Below are 16,394 nucleotides of genomic sequence, written 5' to 3' on the forward strand. Positions count from 1 at the left end.
ATATCTATAATTAGTACCGCAGATAGACAAATCTGGGACTGAGTAATAGGAATGTCAGATGATGAGCTAAAGAAACTAATGGACAGAGTACATGTAGGGGTAACATCGTTTAACTACAATGGTATAGGAGTGCCATGCCTTATACTGGCTGAGAAAAAGTTTGACGATATAATGGTAAAAGTTGCAGGAAAGCCGCTCTCAGTTGACACGAATTTGAACATACTTCAGGACGGGCTTGGGCATGTGTTTGTAGAAATAGTACTTACGTTCTCGGAGGGCGGCATAGAGGAGAGAATATTGCTTTATGCAAATGAATCATTATCATTTTTTGAATCGCTTGCAAGCAGCTCTATGCTCGCGCTTTCGTCTCCTCACTCTCAAGTGGGAAAAGATAACGTGTTCATGATACAACTACCACGACCAGAAAAAATAACAAATGCTCTTGACATTATCAAAAAAGGTCTGGAAGCAAAAAAGTAGATTGTCATCATCAAAGCCAAAACGCTAGTACATAACAGACAACATTAATCAGTGACTGCTTTTGGCAAGTGATCTATGGCAAAATCACCTGATCTTCCCGCGCATCTTGACCAGGAAGTCAAGCCATACACAAACGTAGATGTGATCAAGCTTTCCGAATCGATACTCATACCTCTTGCATGTAAACACATGGTTAGGGCAAACACGGATGAAATCATAGTTGTGGATGAGAATGAGAATCCAATAGGAATAGTTACAGATGAGGACATTATAAAAAAAACATCTGAGGACTATGTCAATCCTGCAAAAACCACACTTGGGGACATAATGACATTTCCGCTAATATCTATAGATCAACACGCCACGTTGTCTGACGCATTGGAGCGCATGAAAGAACACAAGATAAGAAAGCTAGTTGTAGTCTCTGATGACAAAAAGATAGTTGGCATACTCTACAAAAACACCATCATTAATTTAATGAAAAAATATCTTGCTACCAGACAAGAAAAGAAATCTGCACTATGGTCTATAATGTGGAATCTCGGACTTGTCTTGCAATTTGCCGGAGTTCTCATGTTCGTTCCTGCCATAATTGCTACAGTATTGTGGGAGACAGTTCCTGCTACGGGAATATATCTAATGTCCACGCTATTATTCGTCACAGGGTTTTTCATGAACTCGTACGGGGAAAGACACCCACTTAAGATACATGGTGCCGCAGTGCTGGTATTTGCAAGTTTCCTGCTTTTGGTGCTATTTGGCACAATACCACACTGGCTGCTGATGCCGCATGACGAAGTAGAGCCAAGCGTTCACTTTGTTAGGAGCTTCTTTGAGAGCGCCGCCGGTTTTACGACAGGAGGTCTGTCCGTACTTTCATCTCCTGACGATCTACCTCAAAGCTTTACATTCTATCGTAGCTACACGCAATTTGTAGGCGGACTGAGCTTTATCTATCTGATAGTCACGGCGTTTTATCCAGAACACAAACTCCACACCATGAGGAGTTTTATCTCAGGCAGAATCCCCCAACTAAGGGAGCTTTTTGTCACTATAACAATACTGTTTTCAGTTTACATAACGATTCTTGCAGTGGCACTGTTTTATCTTGGAGAGCGGAACATTATAGACAACTTTGCGCTTGCGATGAGTGCTCTTTCCACTGGTGGCTGGATTCCAAACTCCCAGATTTTAGTGGATCTGACAATTCCGGAATATGTTGCAATAATACTGGGCATGATATTGGGGGCGCTTCCATTTGGATTCCATTATGCGTTTGTGAGAACAAAATTCATGTCAGTACACATCAGCAAGGAAGTCGCTCTGTATTTTGGGATTCTAGGTCTGGCATCTATAGCATTCCTATTTTCTATGGATGTGAATCCGATAGACAGCGTATTCACAGTCGTCTCTGGAAGTACGACTACTGGATTTCAGACATTAAATCTGAAGAATCTCAATCCGCTTGCAGGTACTGTACTGACAATCGTGATGATAATTGGGGGCTGTGGATTTTCAACCGCAGGTGGACTGAAGGTGTACAGACTGTTCAAACTAGTGGGCATAAAAGACATATTAAAAAAGAAACAGTCGCAATCGGACAAAAACGAGATAATAACGGCCGTAGCTCTTATCGTACTGCTTCCAATAATACCTCTGTTTGCGGCATTCCACATGGCAGGTCTTGGGCATGATTTTGAAGACTCTTATTTTGATGCAGTTTCCGCGTTCACAACAACTGGACTTGGAACTGGAACGATAGGAGCAGGTCTGGACTCGTACACCATGACTGCGTTTGCATTCTTGATGATATTTGGAAGAATCGAGATAATACTACTTTTGTACATGTTTGTACCCAAGCTTATACCGTAAAGTTGCGCGGATTTGTTATACAAGGAGAATGCGGCTGCCGGGATTTGAACCCGGGTCACAGAATTGGCAATCCCGCGTACTGGCCAGGCTATACTACAGCCGCATGATTGTTTAGACTAAATCAAACCTATTAAACCGTAACGATTAGTGACGCTAAAAAAATCAAATACTAAGTTTTAATGAAAGGCTATACTAGTTGTATAGTGGACAAAAGGCTCGAGCAGAAAATAGATGAAAAGATACACGAGACATTATCGAAAATAGGAGAGGTAAAGGATCTTGCAAGATTGTTGGATCCTCAAAAAGGTGATGACAAATCCTTTCAGTATGGGATAATGGTAGGCAGATTGTATAACTCGTTTTACTATCAGAGCAGGCGCATTCTCAAGCGAGTGCCTACGAGCGAAGAGTTCTCGGAGTTTTTGGATATTCTTACTAGCAGACGAGATGAGCTCTTAAGGAATCTCTAACTGGCTTTTGCCTGAATCACTTTGATTGTTGGAGTAATTGGAAGCTTGACACATGCCCCTGCAAGCGCCTTTTTTGCCGCTTCCACATGTTCTTTCCTCACATGCATTTCCATGATGACTTGTCCTTGGTTTACTCTGGCTGCCAAGCTTACTGCCTTGCCGAATGCACGTCTCATACCTTCTTGAAGTCTGTCTGCACCTGCGGTTGCAATCATTTTGTTTTCGCGAAGCAAGACGTGTGGGTAAATTCTGAGAACTGAAAAGTAGCCTGTTTCTCCGGTGGTCTGCTCGAGCGTCTTGTTTGCAGAAAGCCTTGCTGACTCTATTGCCATGTGACGAATCTGCATCTTTTCATTTGAGCATAATTGTACAATGTAATCGTACTCGCCTCTTTTTCCACCTTGGAATTTTGCAATCTTTGGTTGCGGCTTTCCTTTGATGAACTCTTTTCGTGTATATGGCTGTCCGTTTCCTATTCTGTAACATCCGCCGTGCATATTATCACCGATGAAGCCAGATGTAAGACACATATATTTTAACGGTTAGCAGATGAGCACGCCCTTTCTTCTTACGCTTATATGGCAAGCAACACAATTTTTGCCAAATGAGCAATGAGACGGAGCCAACAATTGAAGGCATACTAGTTGACGATCATACTCTTGTGTCTGATAGGGCTGTACAAAACTATCTTGAACAGCGAGGATATGGAGAGACGCGCCATGACAAGTTCTTTCTAAAGCCATTTGAGTCTCTGTACTTTCTGTTCTACAATAAGCTAGTTGTGACCAAATCCAGAAAGAAGATGAGCTTTGATCAGCTCTTACAGGTCTGTACTGAATTCGACCAGAATGCACTTACAAAATTTCTCATATACAGGGATCTTAGGGTCAGGGGATACGCAGTAAAGGATGGCTTTGGGTTTGGATCTGACTTTCGTGTTTACGAGAGGGGGCAGTTTGGAGAAAAAGGTGCCAAATACCTGGTATTCGGTCTAGCAGAGGGAAGGCAGGAAAAGATTGGGCAGCTACAAAAGAACATCGAGGAGATAACAAAGATGGGAAAGGAACCAATTTTGGCTGTGATCGAACGCCGCGGTGAGGTAATCTATTACAAGATATCGCAGATACGGTTTGTCGAAAACACAAAAAACATAGACGCATCGGGTTTTGTATTCGGATGAATCTCTGGCCGTAATTGGAATTTAGTTCAAAAAAGATGCTCCCGCCGGGATTTGAACCCGGGATCACTGCCTTGAGAGGGCAGTATGCTTAACCGGACTACACCACAGGAGCTTGAACACATCCTGATTTTGACACAATTTAAAGGATTAGTCCATGCGTTTCATTATTGAATAGTTTTGTTAAAAAATAGTCATTTGCACATTTAAGAAAAATCGGAAAGCAGTCCAGTCGTGGAACTAGAGCAAACACTACGGAGACTCTCATTTTTGGATCATCCGTCAGGTCTTGGAGGATGCAAAAGTCATGGAACCACACTCGATTGCTGCGAGTATGACATCACTGTATTTGACAAAAAAATAATGCAGCCCGAAGTTTTTGAGTTCGATGGCAATCTTGTGCGCATTCATCACGGAAATATCGAAGAATCAAATCCGGACGTGTTGCAAAAATACGAACACATGTCGGTCATCTCAGACAGTGAGTGGAAACTGCAAATGTTAATGTCAAAAATCAAGGAAAAAAAAGACAGGATTCGCAATACATGCATAAAAAACCACCTAATTGATGCAGCGTTATATGCTGCAAGAGCAAAAAAAGGTTCTAGGAGAGACCCGTTCGCACCTGCGTGGGTAAAATGTGCAGCATATTGTATTGCTGATGCCCTCGTTCTGTACAATAGAAAGCAGCGCAGCCCTACTCATATGCTGGAGTTTATACGCAAATCCGAAAAAAGCAAGGAAAATGAATTTACGATAGCCGCCGAAGTAATAGGCCTTGAGAGGGCCACACCGTCGTTACTTGAGAGAATGGCAAAGTCTACCATAGGATTCTCAGATATGACTGAAAATAATGGACATGCTAAGATAATACTGAAAAAATACGAGTATCTGACGAATAATTCGCTTCTTAGTGATTGTTATTTTTATTTGAGTTACATAAACAGGAACAATCTACTCTTGATCAAAGACCAAATTCATAGGAGACAGGATCTGGTTCACGTGCTAAAGACTGCCATGGACTTTGAGCATGATGTTACCAAAATAGAAAAAGATGCATCCTCACTTCATAATCTTGCAAATGATCTAGTGTCCAGCATGTGCGGCCATGCCTGAAACAGCTTTTCAAAAAGCATTGGATAAGCTTTAAAACTATGTGCTAGGATCCATACTACATGGTAGATCAAGCTTGCGGTTGCGAAGCAGATAGCGGTGATCCGGAATTCAAATGTGATTGTGAAATGCAAGGACACTGCCTTTGCAGCGCAGATTGTAAATGCAACTCTTCCGTTTGTAAGGAAGCAGTTGCCGAGTTAAGATAAGCGATCTTATCTCTATTTTTTGTTTTATTTTTATGAGAAAACGGCGTTTTGCTGTTAAACTGGACTGTCGTCTTCTGGATCAAATCCCCATGATTTGACCAGCTCTTTCTGGAATTTCTCTAACTGTGTCTCATTTAGCGAGTTACCGCAGTTTTTGTGTGTAGGGACGACAACCATGCCTGCAAGCTTGTACTCTACCTCAAAAAGATGAACCTTGGCGCAATCACACATTTCTAGCTGTGATCTGAAAACTCCTCTATATTTGCCTAGCTCATCTTTGGGAAATAACGTTTAACTAGGTATTTGAACAAAAAATTATGTTTGAAAAGGATATTTTTGACTGTTTTATTCTCTATACTGCTTCTTACCACCGGTTATGCCAGCACTGCATCCGCACAGTTCCAAGCTGGTGGAGTTAGCAAACAGGGAAGCTGGTATGTAGGAGAAGGTCTAAAGAAAGGCAATTTTTTTAGTTATTCTCTTTGTCACATTGATTACAAGGATTGCTCGCAATTTAGAATAGATTTTTGGATCGAATCTGACCAGAAAGTGGGAAGTGAGGATCAGTGGAAAGTACCGACGGTAGTGTACGATGGTGCCCAGATCATCAAGGGCACTATGTATCTTGGCAAGATTGCGCCGGAACCGACAGGGGGAACGGACAATCTTACTCCATACCGTGCTGCATTCAAATCTTCAATTGCATGGCTTTCAGCATATGCTACTGCTGATACTGGCTCTCTTACGGGCAAAGGACCTAAGAACTTTAATGCGCCATCTTGGGGTAAGATAGGAAACATCGGCGGCGAGCAAATCATTCCTACTGCAGAAGAGAAAATCGCGGTACCTGATGGAGTCTTTGATACGGTTCAAATAAGCTGGAAGACTGGTGGCAAAATAAACCGAGTCTGGGTAGTAGATGAATTTCCATTCCCGATAAAGGCAGACACATATGCGCACGTTGCGGAGGGAGTACCGCCGCAGGAATATCGATTTGAGCTGCTTGACTATCAACAAAACATAGTAAATGATCCGTTTGTGGGAATCAAGGACACGGCATCATTAAAGAGCCAGCTTGGATGCGAAACTAACTATTCATTATCATCAGTTGCCAAGAACACAAACACCAATAGTATGATTATAGAACTAAAGTATGGTCCAAACAAGCCAAAACAGGGCTGCGATTTGGAATTGATAATTAATTTCAAAAGGTCGGTAAATCAGGAAGAATTTGAGAATCAGATTCATTATGACATACTTGTGGTCAAGCAGACGCCTGATGGATTATCGCCTACAAGATCAATTGCGGACGAAGAAAAACGAAACACCTTGTTTACCACGTCTGGTCAAGTTAGAAGGATGATTGAGGTCAAGGAGTCAGGACCTACAAAGTACGCAATTTTTGTGTATGGGACTGGACCTGAAACTACACAGCCTAATGCAGCAAAGGCAGGATTCATTACATTTGATGTGCAGGTACAGGGAGGATCACAAGTTACGCCACCGCCTCCTCCGCCACCACCGCCGCAAGTACAGATTCCTGCATGGATAAAGAACAACGCCAAGTGGTGGGCAGACGGAACTATAGGTGATAATGATTTCGTCTCTGGCATACAGTATCTTATCAATCAAAAAATAATCAAAATCCCACCTACTACTCCAGGCTCTAGCAGCACGGCAAATGTGATCCCTGCATGGATAAAGAACAACGCCAAGTGGTGGGCAGACGGAACTATAGGTGATAATGATTTCGTCTCTGGCATACAGTATCTGATTACTAACGGAATTATCAAAATAACCTCATAATCTTACTGTCTTGGTCCGCAAACTCTTGTTCGTTCCATTGGGGATAATGCTAGGTGCAGCCGCGATCGGTCTTGCATATCCGTTATTAATAGGACTTCCCGGCTCCGAACAGAACGTGATTCCAAGGTTTGCATCAAAATGGCATGTGGGAGCAGGCGCTGAGAATCAGCCGAGCATGCAGTATTTGGTAAGGCATCAGGATATGGAGTTTCTTGCAAAGCTGATATTTCTTGAACAAGCAGGCGACGAGCAAAACGTAACACTGATCATAGATGATAAAAAAACCGGAGCTCATTTTGAGAACACACTCCGACTAGGGCAGGCATATGTGTTCATTGACGTACCTAGTGAAATCAAACCATATGTTCACGCACTTGATGTCACTGTATTTTCGGTACGGGATGTCGTGGTGCAGCCTCAATATCTTGTGGTGGGAGCAGAGTGGGGGACCACATTCATTGGCAAGTTTACGCCAAAGCTAAAGGTAGTCCAGTATGGGGACACAGAATTTGAATTTGGCATTCTCAAGACATTCATTATATCATACAAGGTAAACGATATTGAGAATCGCTTCTGGATATCAGAAAGTCTTCCTCTCCCTGTAAGGGCAGAATATTACACTCTTGATGGGAGCCCAGATTATTCCTATGACTTGGTCTGGCTTGAAACATCCGAGCCGCTCCTGCCAAGCTGATATACCTCCGAGAGCAACCAATCGCAATACTCTGTAACCTTTTGATCAAAGTAACACCAAACATGCAGAGAATGAGGCAAGATGTCAATTCTGCCACCATCAAACATTATGCGCACTCCTTCCTTGCCTTCATACATGTATGCATCATCTGCCTGCACACTGCCAAAAATCTCTCTTGCCTTGCTCTTTATGACACTGCGTTCTATGGGAAAGTTCCGTCGCTGCCTATCTATTATGATGGACAGATCCCGCTTTCCATACATTTCGAACTCGTTTATTTTCTCACGATGTGGGAAGTTAACAAGAAGTTGGACATTGTATTTTCTGCCAACATCAAATCCTATCTCGGTGATCTTCGTGTATGCTATTGCAGGATTTTTCTTCAAGAGGATCCTAATTTGTGGCAGATTTGATTTTAGGCTTGCCTGAAGTTCTGAGCTCATCATGCTAAAGAACATAAGAAAACTCATTCAAAGTTTGGTTATATTTTTTTGAGTGTTGGCAGAGGCCAGAGAATCTTGGATGGACTTTGTATCTGTATACTGTCTGAATCTTGTTATCTTGGAATTGTGTACTGTGTATATGTGCACGAATTTGGCAACAAATCTTGTGCTGGAGGATTTTGGGATCCCTTCGTATCTGCCGGTCACAACTATGTTTTCGCCCGCATCCAGAAACTCTTCTGGTATGGCATGGAATTCTTCAAAATTTGAGAGCATTTCTGGAAAGTATTTGTCAAAAACCGCTCCCTTCCCAACAAATGTGCCTCCGTTTGGCATTCCGTTCATAGTTGACCATTCTATATCCTTGGCACACATATTCTGGCATGATTCTTTATCTTGGGCCTTGAATGCGTCATAAAAATTTCTGATAGTTTCTGCGTTTGGTGACATTGCAGCTGTACTGTTATCATTCTATTTAAGATGGTTTTTTTACGTCTTGGACTTTGTTATTGTATGGCAATGCCGATGGACTATGATAGTATGAGAGAAGATGAGAGTTCCGAGCGGGCAAGCAGCGTTGATGACTATAAGGTAACGTGCATGAGGTTCATCGAGGACATCTCAAAGGACTATCTTGCCTGGGTTGATTATTACAAACTGCCTCCGGATGAGGACAAGAAAAGAAGAGATCGAATAGCCTCTGTCATAGTAAGAACTAACGAGTGGATTGCCAAGGTAGCGCAAACCATCAAGGGAATAGATGTAGTGATGAACGACGGAATACAAAAGATGGCTGAATCAACAGCGGGGCAGCCGTTTCAGATTGGAGTGTTTGTCAACAAACAGTCCGGTTATACCATGTCAAAGCCTGGTTTAATTGACGTTAACATCAAGGCTGTGGGCAGGGAAGGAAGGAAGACAAAGATAATAGAGCATTACAAGGGACAGCAGTTCCGGCTAGAGTCGACTACCAAAGTTTTCATCGATGAGACGAATATTCCGCAGCAAGCATTCGATATGATGGATGTACACCTCATACTTGATGCTACGGCAGCACAACAGCGTGACTTGATATCGTTTACAATCAGTGTGGCTGAGATGGAAAATGGCTACGAATTTGACAAACGTGGCGTCTCAACGATAATACACATAGTCTAAACTCATACGATGAGTCAATCTAGAAGCAGTTTCTGAACCCCTTCTTTTGTTATGTGCATCTTTACCAGTTCTCTGTCTTTTAATATGAATACTTGGTCGTGATGTGAGAACAAGTCCATGAGGTCGTTTATACCTGCATTCAAAAGTGTATCGAGCCTGTAATTGCAAAACGTCATACCTGGTAGCCTGTTCTCATCATATTGTGATTCCAAATGTATGGCCTCCTTGAGTGATGAATTGGATATGTTCTCTATTACAAAATCAAACCAACACACTGGCTTATTGTGGGATTCTTTTACAATTCTGTCTACTATCTGGGCAGTGTACCTACCAAAGTTTTTACTCTCTGGACTGTATGGATGAATCGTGCTGTCAAACCAATCTAGTTTTTTTAGCAACTTGACTGATTTGTATGATGGTGGCCCACAAAAAGTTCTGAACCAGCTACCATCATTGAGAAATCTGTCAATAGATTTGAGAAGCCATGACATCGACTCGTCATCAGAATACAGGATCAGATCGTGTTTTTTTCTTACCTGATCTTGTTTTTCTAGCCATTTGTCGACTAGGTCTTTTACAATGGCGTTAACTGAGACTCCTTTCTGGGATGCAACCCTGTTCAGCTTTGCATGTGTCTTCTCATCAAATCCGCGTATTGACAGATCTTTTGTCATAGCAATCATATTACATGCCTGTATATATTATATGCTAGAATGCTAGCATTATTGACAATCTATATATAATGCTAGAATGCTAGCATTATTAATGAAACAAGTAAACGGAGTAGATATAGAAAAACTTTCAGAAACAATGAATGCGATAAGGGGAAATCCTGATATCGCCAAGTTCAACTTCAGGGCAACTAACAAATGGCTTGGAGGAGGGCACAATCGCACCACAATCAACGAGTTTGACGGAGCGTGCAGCATGCACAACAGGGCGATCTCGTTTGTAATTGATGAGGATGAGCCGCCAGTACTTTTGGGTCAGGATCAGGGCGCAAATCCTGTCGAATATGCACTCACAGCACTTGCAGGATGTCTGACCACAAGCTTGGTGTACCACGCATCTGCCATGGGGATCAAAATAGATGAGGTGGAATCCACACTTGAAGGGAATCTTGACATTCGTGGATTTCTTGGACTCTCAGAGGGAATAAGAAATGGATACAATGGAATTCAGGTTGCCTTCAAAATCAAATCTGATGCACCAAAAGAGCAGCTTCAAGAGCTGGTGGATATTGCAAAAAAGCGTTCACCGGTATTTGATATTGTTTCGAATCCGACACCAATAAGTGTGCGTCTGGACAACTAGGCACACCTCTCTATTTTTTATATTCGGTATTATTGATTTCTACTTCTACTACTATCCTTGCCTCATGTGCACGCTCCTCACCGGGATACTTGAGCTCTGATATCTTTTCTGCCAGTTTGGTGTCAGTTACAAGGGAGGCCATACCATCATATTCCTTACCTTCGAATACGACCTTGACCTGCGGGGCTGCTTTTGCATTTTTGAGCCAATCCGAATCTGCGTTTCTTCTTGAAAAGTAGATTTTCCCGTTATAGTATACGGCGCGCAGCCATACTGCGTGTTCTGTACCGCTTCTTCGACCCCTTGTTATCAAAATGGCCTTGAATGCAGATTCTTCTTGCACACACAAAAATCCAAAGTCAAGTAATTTAACCTCATTGCTTGAAATTTGTAATTTTTGCATCCAATAAATGAACCCTGAAAAATACCACATGGCAACCCAGCTAGAAGTAGAAAACGTATGCACTGCGGACGAATTTACAGGCAAAAAAGTAGTAGACAGAGAAGGCATAATGTATGGAAAGGTAAAACATATTCACATAAACGCAAATACCCTTGTGGTATCTGGCGTTACCGTTCATCAAGGCTTTCACAAAGACTACTATCTTCCAACTGAATACATAGACAGGTTTACTGCCAAATCACTGCTACTATCACACCCACCAATCAGAACCGACATCCCGGTAGTTGATATTGACGGTAATAAACTTGGAAAGGTAAAGCGCCTTGTAAAAAATAGCGAAACCAATGAACTTGACTCTATAGAGGTATCCAGTGCATTGCATTCAAGATTGATCTCAAAGAGCGACATATGGGGAATTGGCGAAAGAGTAACGCTGAAGCTAACTAAAGAACAGTTCAAGCAACTCAAGTAACTAAACTTTCTCACTTTTTATCCGGGATCGGATTAACTGGTCTTTAAGGCACACGAAAGACATGTGGGCGTACCTTCGCGCAGCGTAATTTCCACATTCGAGCTATGACATACATGACACAAGCCCTTCATAGAAGCAAAAAATTTTTTCTAACTTAAATTGTTTTTGCAATAATTTTTTGCTCTAGTTTCTCAGCGTTTATACTCTGCTAGATAGACTTGATCGTAGTGCAGTCGATTGAGACTAGATCTCTGAAAAAGATCTACAATTCAAACACCATTGCAGTAAATGATATATCATTTTCAGTAGAGGAAGGAGAGATCTTTGGATTTCTTGGCCCGAACGGCGCTGGCAAGTCAACCACTATGATGATCCTCACCACATTGCTAAAGCCCACATCGGGTTCTGCATTTGTTGCAGGATTTGATGTTGCGACAGAACCGAAAAAAGTAAGGCAACGCATTGGCTACGTCCAGCAAGAAATTACCATAGACGAATACCTGTCCGGAAGGGAGAACTTGCTTTTACATGCAAGGCTAAATCATATTCCAAAGGATCAGATGCGGGGAAGGATTGATGAACTGCTAGAACTTGTGGAGCTAAAAGAAAAGCAGGATGATGCTGCAATTACCTATTCTGGTGGCATGAGAAAGCGGCTTGAGATTGCAGGTGGGTTATTACACCGGCCCAAAGTACTGTTTCTTGACGAGCCTACTGTTGGGCTGGATATACAGACTCGCCAGAAAATATGGGAGTATATCAAAAAAATACACACAGAATACAAGATGACGATATTTCTTACCACACATTACATGGAGGAGGCAGATAGGCTGTGCGATAGGATAGGAATTATAGACAATGGGAAAATCCAAGCAATAGACACACCTAAAAACCTGAAAAACGCGCTAGGAAGTGGAATAATAACACTACTAATTGAGAACAAGATTGCTGCGGCCGGGCTTGTTTCGGCCATACGTAAAATCGAATTTGTCAGAGATGTCACTGAACACGACGGAAAGATTACAGTGTTTTCATCAAAGGGAGCGGAGGTGGCCCCTATGATATTTTCGCTTTCCACAGAGCTAGGGGTCACGATCCAATCAATCTCAATTACAGAGCCAACGCTGGATGATGTGTTCATCTCATACACAGGAAGGGATCTGCGGGATGGTAACTCTAGCTCGTATGACCAAAAAAAGGAACACAGGAAAATGAAGGGGATACGGGCTTGATCATTTATGACACATACACAATATTTTGGCGCGAGTTAAAGCGGTACAGAAAATCGCGCAGCGGCGTTCTGATAAGGCTCATCCAGCCTGCAATATGGATTATAGTTATAGGGCACACATTTGCTGGAACAAGGCCGCTCATCCAGTCGGTGGGCTTTGATGGAACGTATCTTGAATTCATGGCACCGGGAGTTATCATACTGACTGCAATATTTACCAGCATATTTGGCGGAGTGAACACGCTTTGGGACAGAAGATATGGGTTCATGAATAAAGCGTTGACATCACCTATATCCAGATCCTCCATCGCACTGGGTAAAATGCTTGCAATATCTCTGATTTCAGCTCTACAGGCAGCACTGATAATCGGCATTGCAATAATAATCGGCGTGACATTTCCAAATCCACTTGTAATTCTACCAATAATGGCAATAGTCATTTTATTCTCACTTGGATTTTCTGGAATATCTGTAGTGGTTGCGGCAACTGCAAAATCACAGGAGACCTTCTGGGGAATAATTAATTTTCTTGGAATGCCACTGTTCATGCTCAGTCCTGCACTGTTTCCTCTAGAACTACTTCCTGAATGGCTGGCAACTGCGGCCAAGATGAATCCGGTAACGTATACAGTACTTTTGGTAAGGGGCCTGATGACAGGCGTTACTGAAGGCGTCTCAACCGCACTGAGCCTTGGTGTGATAGGCGTATTTGTGGTGATAATGATTGGCCTTGCAAGCTATGTGTTCACACGCGAGGTCAACAAGCCATTTTAATGGTTAAATTTGACTAAAATTACAACAAATACTTACTTTTGAGATCTTTTTTGTAAATTGAAACTCATGCCTAAATGCAACGAAAAATAGCTTTAGTTACAGCATTGATTGTTTTTGCCGCCGCATTTTATCCTGCATTTGCCGCAGGCGAGTATTATTATGTTAAAAGCTGGGGAGGCCAAGGCCTTGCAAAGACGGGCGTGTTCACCTTTCCACAGCACGTAACTGTAGATTCTGCTGGCAACGTATACGTAACTGATCTTGGCAACTCTAGGGTTCAAAAGTTCGACAACGAGGGAACTTTCTTACATGCATGGGGCTCAAAAGGAACTAGAGCAAGCGAATTTCACGCACCGGCAGGAATTGCAACTGCGGGTGGATTTGTGTATGTAGTTGATCATGAACTGCACTCTGTTAAGAAATTTGATACCAACGGCAAATTCGTCACATCATGGGGTTCCGAGGGAAGCGAGGCAGGAAAATTCAAGCTTCCAAATGGAATTGCAATATCAAAGGACAACTATGTCTATGTAGTGGACACTGGCAATAGCAGAGTTCAAAAGTTCGATACCGAGGGAAAACTGGTATCCGTGATAGGCTCAAGTGGGACTGGCAATGGCCAGTTTCTTACGCCACTTGGTGTAGCAGTGGATTCGGAAGGAAATATCTATGTTGCAGATTATGGCAACAAGCGAATCCAAAAGTTTGGCTCTGATGGATCTTTTTCAAAGTCTTTTGCTCAGACAGTTGGCGGCTCAAAAATGTCACCTGACGGCATAACTGTCGACGCATCAGGAAACTTGATCATTGCAGATATTGCCAACAACCGCGTTGTTGTACTGGACAAAGATGGAAATACAATTAGTACTTTTGGAAAGACTGGAACTGGGAATTCACAATTTAATATGGTAAAGGATGTGGCTGCAGAGTCTGACGGTGATCTATTTGTGGTCGACTCAAGCAACCATAGGATACAAAAATTTACAATAAACACGCAAAAGACATCCACACAGACGACTCAAACCACACAGACACAAACAACACAGACACAGACTTCACAACTTACAACGACTACCGATTTCAAAAAGCCGACGGTGGTTCCTCCAAAGGATATCTATGTTGAGGCAACTGGCGGATTGACCGTGGTATCAATTGGACAGGCAATAGCAAATGACGAGTCAGGAATACAATCACTTACAAATAACGCGCCGCAACAGTTTCCACTTGGGACTACTACTGTAATCTGGACAGCAATTGACAAGGCTGGAAATGTAGGTATTGCAACACAAATTGTCACGGTAGGGGATTCGACACCGCCTGTCATATCTGGCTTATCTGACATCATAAAGGAGTCACAAGGTCCACAGAACACAATCGAGCTTGGTAACCCACAGGTCACAGATCAAGTTGGCGTACTTTCAATCGAAAATGATGCTCCGGCATACTTTGCACTTGGTCAAACAAAGGTAACTTGGACTGCAACTGACGTGGCAAAAAACACGGCAACGTTTGTCCAGACAGTCACAATCACAGACACAAAGCCGCCAAAAATCAAGACTGCACCGGATATAGTAATGGAAGCAACAGGACTTGATAATAACGCAGTCTCACTTGGAGAACCTGCAGTCACTGACAATTCTGAAATTGCGTCAATAACGAACAATGCTCCGGATCTCTTTTCAGTTGGTGAGACGGTGGTAACTTGGACGGTGATTGACGCTGCAGGAAATGTTGCAGAGGCAACACAAAAAGTGGTAATCATGGATACTACGGCTCCAGTGATATTGCAACCAGAAAAAATTGTATCGGAAGCAGTATCGCTTACAGACAATCATATTGCGCTTGTACCACCACAAGTCACTGACATTCAACAAGTGAGAATAACAAATGACGCACCTGCATCATTTCCCATAGGAGATACCGTGGTTACCTGGACTGCGATGGATCTATCTGGGAATAACTCTACTATAACTCAAACCGTATCGATAGTTGATACTACGGCTCCCATCGTGACTGCGCCTGCAGACATAACGCAGGAAGCAACCGGCATCAAAGGAAATGTGGTCGCATTAGGAGAGCCGACAATACAGGATGTGAGCAAAATATCGTCTGTTACAAATGATGCTCCGTCTGACTTTCCATTTGGAACAACTGTTGTAACTTGGACTGTAAGTGATGAATATGGAAACATATCTACTGCGAACCAAACAGTGATTATAGTTGATACCACTCAGCCTACAATCGTGCCACCAAAAGATGTGTTAGTGGAGGCTACGAGCATTAATGAGAACACGGCAATTCTTGGAGAGCCAAAAATATCCGACCTTGTAGGGATAGAATCACTATCAAATGACGCACCGGGATTCTTCCCGCTAGGACAGACCACGGTAGTGTGGACTGTTTCTGACACTTCAGGAAATACTGCATCTGCATCGCAAGTGGTAACAGTAGTTGATACAACTGCTCCACAAATTACTGTCCCTGACAATGTGGTGGTGGAAGCGACAGGTCCATCAGGTGCTAATGTGTCAATAGGAACAGCAACTGCAACTGATGCAATTGGAGTTGAATCGATAACAAGCGACGCCCCATCCGTTTTTGCACTCGGCGAGACCATAGTGACATGGACTGCAACTGACTCGTCAGGAAATTCGGCCACCGCAACACAAAATGTAACTGTAGTTGACACTACTGCGCCTATTGTTATACCGAAATCTGATATTGTCTTTGAGGCAACATCAATCAATAACAATAATGTCGTACTAATAGAGCCTGAGA

19 protein-coding genes and 2 tRNA genes are annotated in these 16,394 nt (G+C 42.6%); 13 read left to right on the forward strand and 8 right to left on the reverse strand.

The window, feature by feature from the left end:
* The first annotated feature begins 51 nt into the window (after positions 1–51).
* Positions 52–480: a hypothetical protein gene (locus NITUZ_RS02425; RefSeq protein ID WP_048194820.1), complete on the forward strand. Its 429-nt coding sequence runs from the start codon at positions 52–54 to the stop codon at positions 478–480.
* Positions 481–555: 75 nt separating this feature from the next.
* Entirely contained in the window at positions 556–2,352 is a 1,797-nt protein-coding gene (locus NITUZ_RS02430) for a potassium transporter TrkG (RefSeq protein ID WP_048194823.1), read from the forward strand.
* A gap of 29 nt (positions 2,353–2,381) precedes the next feature.
* Here NITUZ_RS02430 and NITUZ_RS02435 read toward each other — a convergent pair.
* Positions 2,382–2,455 (reverse strand) — tRNA-Gly (locus NITUZ_RS02435).
* A gap of 100 nt (positions 2,456–2,555) precedes the next feature.
* Between NITUZ_RS02435 and NITUZ_RS02440 the strand changes: the two genes are divergently transcribed.
* Positions 2,556–2,822, forward strand: coding sequence for a hypothetical protein (locus NITUZ_RS02440; RefSeq protein WP_048194825.1), 267 nt, complete (start codon positions 2,556–2,558; stop codon positions 2,820–2,822).
* Here NITUZ_RS02440 and NITUZ_RS02445 read toward each other — a convergent pair.
* The gene (locus tag NITUZ_RS02445) at positions 2,819–3,319 is read right to left on the reverse strand and encodes a 50S ribosomal protein L16 (protein ID WP_048194827.1); all 501 of its coding nucleotides are present in this window, start codon (positions 3,317–3,319) and stop codon (positions 2,819–2,821) included. The two genes, NITUZ_RS02440 and NITUZ_RS02445, sit on opposite strands and share 4 nt — an antisense overlap.
* A 107-nt stretch (positions 3,320–3,426) precedes the next feature.
* Here NITUZ_RS02445 and endA point away from each other — a divergent pair, with 107 nt between their 5' ends.
* A complete protein-coding gene (gene endA / locus NITUZ_RS02450; protein ID WP_048194829.1) occupies positions 3,427–4,002 on the forward strand; it encodes a tRNA-intron lyase in 576 nt (191 codons plus the stop codon).
* 36 nt (positions 4,003–4,038) lie between these two features.
* On the opposite strand, the gene NITUZ_RS02455 is transcribed toward endA, so the two are convergent.
* A tRNA-Glu gene (locus NITUZ_RS02455) sits at positions 4,039–4,114 on the reverse strand.
* 119 nt (positions 4,115–4,233) lie between these two features.
* Between NITUZ_RS02455 and NITUZ_RS02460 the strand changes: the two genes are divergently transcribed.
* Positions 4,234–5,115, forward strand: a complete 882-nt coding sequence (locus NITUZ_RS02460; protein ID WP_048194831.1) for a hypothetical protein — start codon at positions 4,234–4,236, stop codon at positions 5,113–5,115.
* Between the two features lie 260 nt (positions 5,116–5,375).
* Here NITUZ_RS02460 and NITUZ_RS10105 read toward each other — a convergent pair whose 3' ends face one another.
* Positions 5,376–5,552: a hypothetical protein gene (locus NITUZ_RS10105; protein ID WP_177309437.1), complete on the reverse strand. Its 177-nt coding sequence runs from the start codon at positions 5,550–5,552 to the stop codon at positions 5,376–5,378.
* Positions 5,553–5,642: 90 nt separating this feature from the next.
* Here NITUZ_RS10105 and NITUZ_RS02465 point away from each other — a divergent pair, with 90 nt between their 5' ends.
* The gene (locus tag NITUZ_RS02465; protein ID WP_244443791.1) at positions 5,643–7,127 is read left to right on the forward strand and encodes a peptidase; all 1,485 of its coding nucleotides are present in this window, start codon (positions 5,643–5,645) and stop codon (positions 7,125–7,127) included.
* Between the two features lie 25 nt (positions 7,128–7,152).
* On the forward strand, positions 7,153–7,821 hold the full coding sequence (locus NITUZ_RS02470; protein ID WP_155991241.1) for a hypothetical protein: 669 nt from the start codon (positions 7,153–7,155) through the stop codon (positions 7,819–7,821).
* Here NITUZ_RS02470 and NITUZ_RS02475 read toward each other — a convergent pair.
* Both NITUZ_RS02475 and NITUZ_RS02480 read right to left on the reverse strand, forming a co-directional pair.
* On the reverse strand, positions 7,773–8,264 hold the full coding sequence (locus NITUZ_RS02475) for a hypothetical protein (protein WP_320409001.1): 492 nt from the start codon (positions 8,262–8,264) through the stop codon (positions 7,773–7,775). The two genes, NITUZ_RS02470 and NITUZ_RS02475, sit on opposite strands and share 49 nt — an antisense overlap.
* Before the next feature lie 27 nt (positions 8,265–8,291).
* Positions 8,292–8,714: a nuclear transport factor 2 family protein gene (locus tag NITUZ_RS02480; protein ID WP_048194835.1), complete on the reverse strand. Its 423-nt coding sequence runs from the start codon at positions 8,712–8,714 to the stop codon at positions 8,292–8,294.
* A gap of 63 nt (positions 8,715–8,777) precedes the next feature.
* Between NITUZ_RS02480 and NITUZ_RS02485 the strand changes: the two genes are divergently transcribed.
* Positions 8,778–9,422: a hypothetical protein gene (locus NITUZ_RS02485; RefSeq protein WP_048194837.1), complete on the forward strand. Its 645-nt coding sequence runs from the start codon at positions 8,778–8,780 to the stop codon at positions 9,420–9,422.
* A 14-nt stretch (positions 9,423–9,436) separates the two neighbouring features.
* Here the strand turns inward: NITUZ_RS02485 and NITUZ_RS02490 are convergent, their stop codons facing one another.
* The gene (locus NITUZ_RS02490; RefSeq protein WP_048194839.1) at positions 9,437–10,096 is read right to left on the reverse strand and encodes a plasmid partition protein ParG; all 660 of its coding nucleotides are present in this window, start codon (positions 10,094–10,096) and stop codon (positions 9,437–9,439) included.
* Between the two features lie 91 nt (positions 10,097–10,187).
* Between NITUZ_RS02490 and NITUZ_RS02495 the strand changes: the two genes are divergently transcribed.
* Positions 10,188–10,736, forward strand: coding sequence for an OsmC family protein (locus NITUZ_RS02495; protein WP_048194841.1), 549 nt, complete (start codon positions 10,188–10,190; stop codon positions 10,734–10,736).
* Between the two features lie 10 nt (positions 10,737–10,746).
* On the opposite strand, the gene NITUZ_RS02500 is transcribed toward NITUZ_RS02495, so the two are convergent.
* Positions 10,747–11,079, reverse strand: a complete 333-nt coding sequence (locus tag NITUZ_RS02500) for a nitroreductase/quinone reductase family protein (RefSeq protein ID WP_048194977.1) — start codon at positions 11,077–11,079, stop codon at positions 10,747–10,749.
* Positions 11,080–11,146: 67 nt separating this feature from the next.
* On the opposite strand from NITUZ_RS02500, the gene NITUZ_RS02505 reads away from it, so the two are divergent.
* The 4 genes from NITUZ_RS02505 to NITUZ_RS02525 all read left to right on the forward strand — a co-directional run.
* Positions 11,147–11,611, forward strand: a complete 465-nt coding sequence (locus tag NITUZ_RS02505; protein ID WP_239654828.1) for a PRC-barrel domain-containing protein — start codon at positions 11,147–11,149, stop codon at positions 11,609–11,611.
* A gap of 227 nt (positions 11,612–11,838) precedes the next feature.
* Positions 11,839–12,843 carry an ATP-binding cassette domain-containing protein gene (locus NITUZ_RS02510; RefSeq protein WP_048194983.1) on the forward strand — a complete coding sequence of 335 codons (1,005 nt, stop codon included), beginning with the start codon at positions 11,839–11,841 and terminating at the stop codon, positions 12,841–12,843.
* Entirely contained in the window at positions 12,840–13,616 is a 777-nt protein-coding gene (locus NITUZ_RS02515) for an ABC transporter permease (protein WP_048194844.1), read from the forward strand. The genes NITUZ_RS02510 and NITUZ_RS02515 overlap by 4 nt, the downstream gene beginning before the upstream one ends.
* Before the next feature lie 74 nt (positions 13,617–13,690).
* A partial coding sequence (locus NITUZ_RS02525; RefSeq protein WP_155991250.1) for an HYR domain-containing protein occupies positions 13,691–16,394 on the forward strand: 2,704 nt, incomplete at its 3' end.

The organism is Candidatus Nitrosotenuis uzonensis, from assembly GCF_000723185.1.
Taxonomy (GTDB): domain Archaea; phylum Thermoproteota; class Nitrososphaeria; order Nitrososphaerales; family Nitrosopumilaceae; genus Nitrosotenuis; species Nitrosotenuis uzonensis.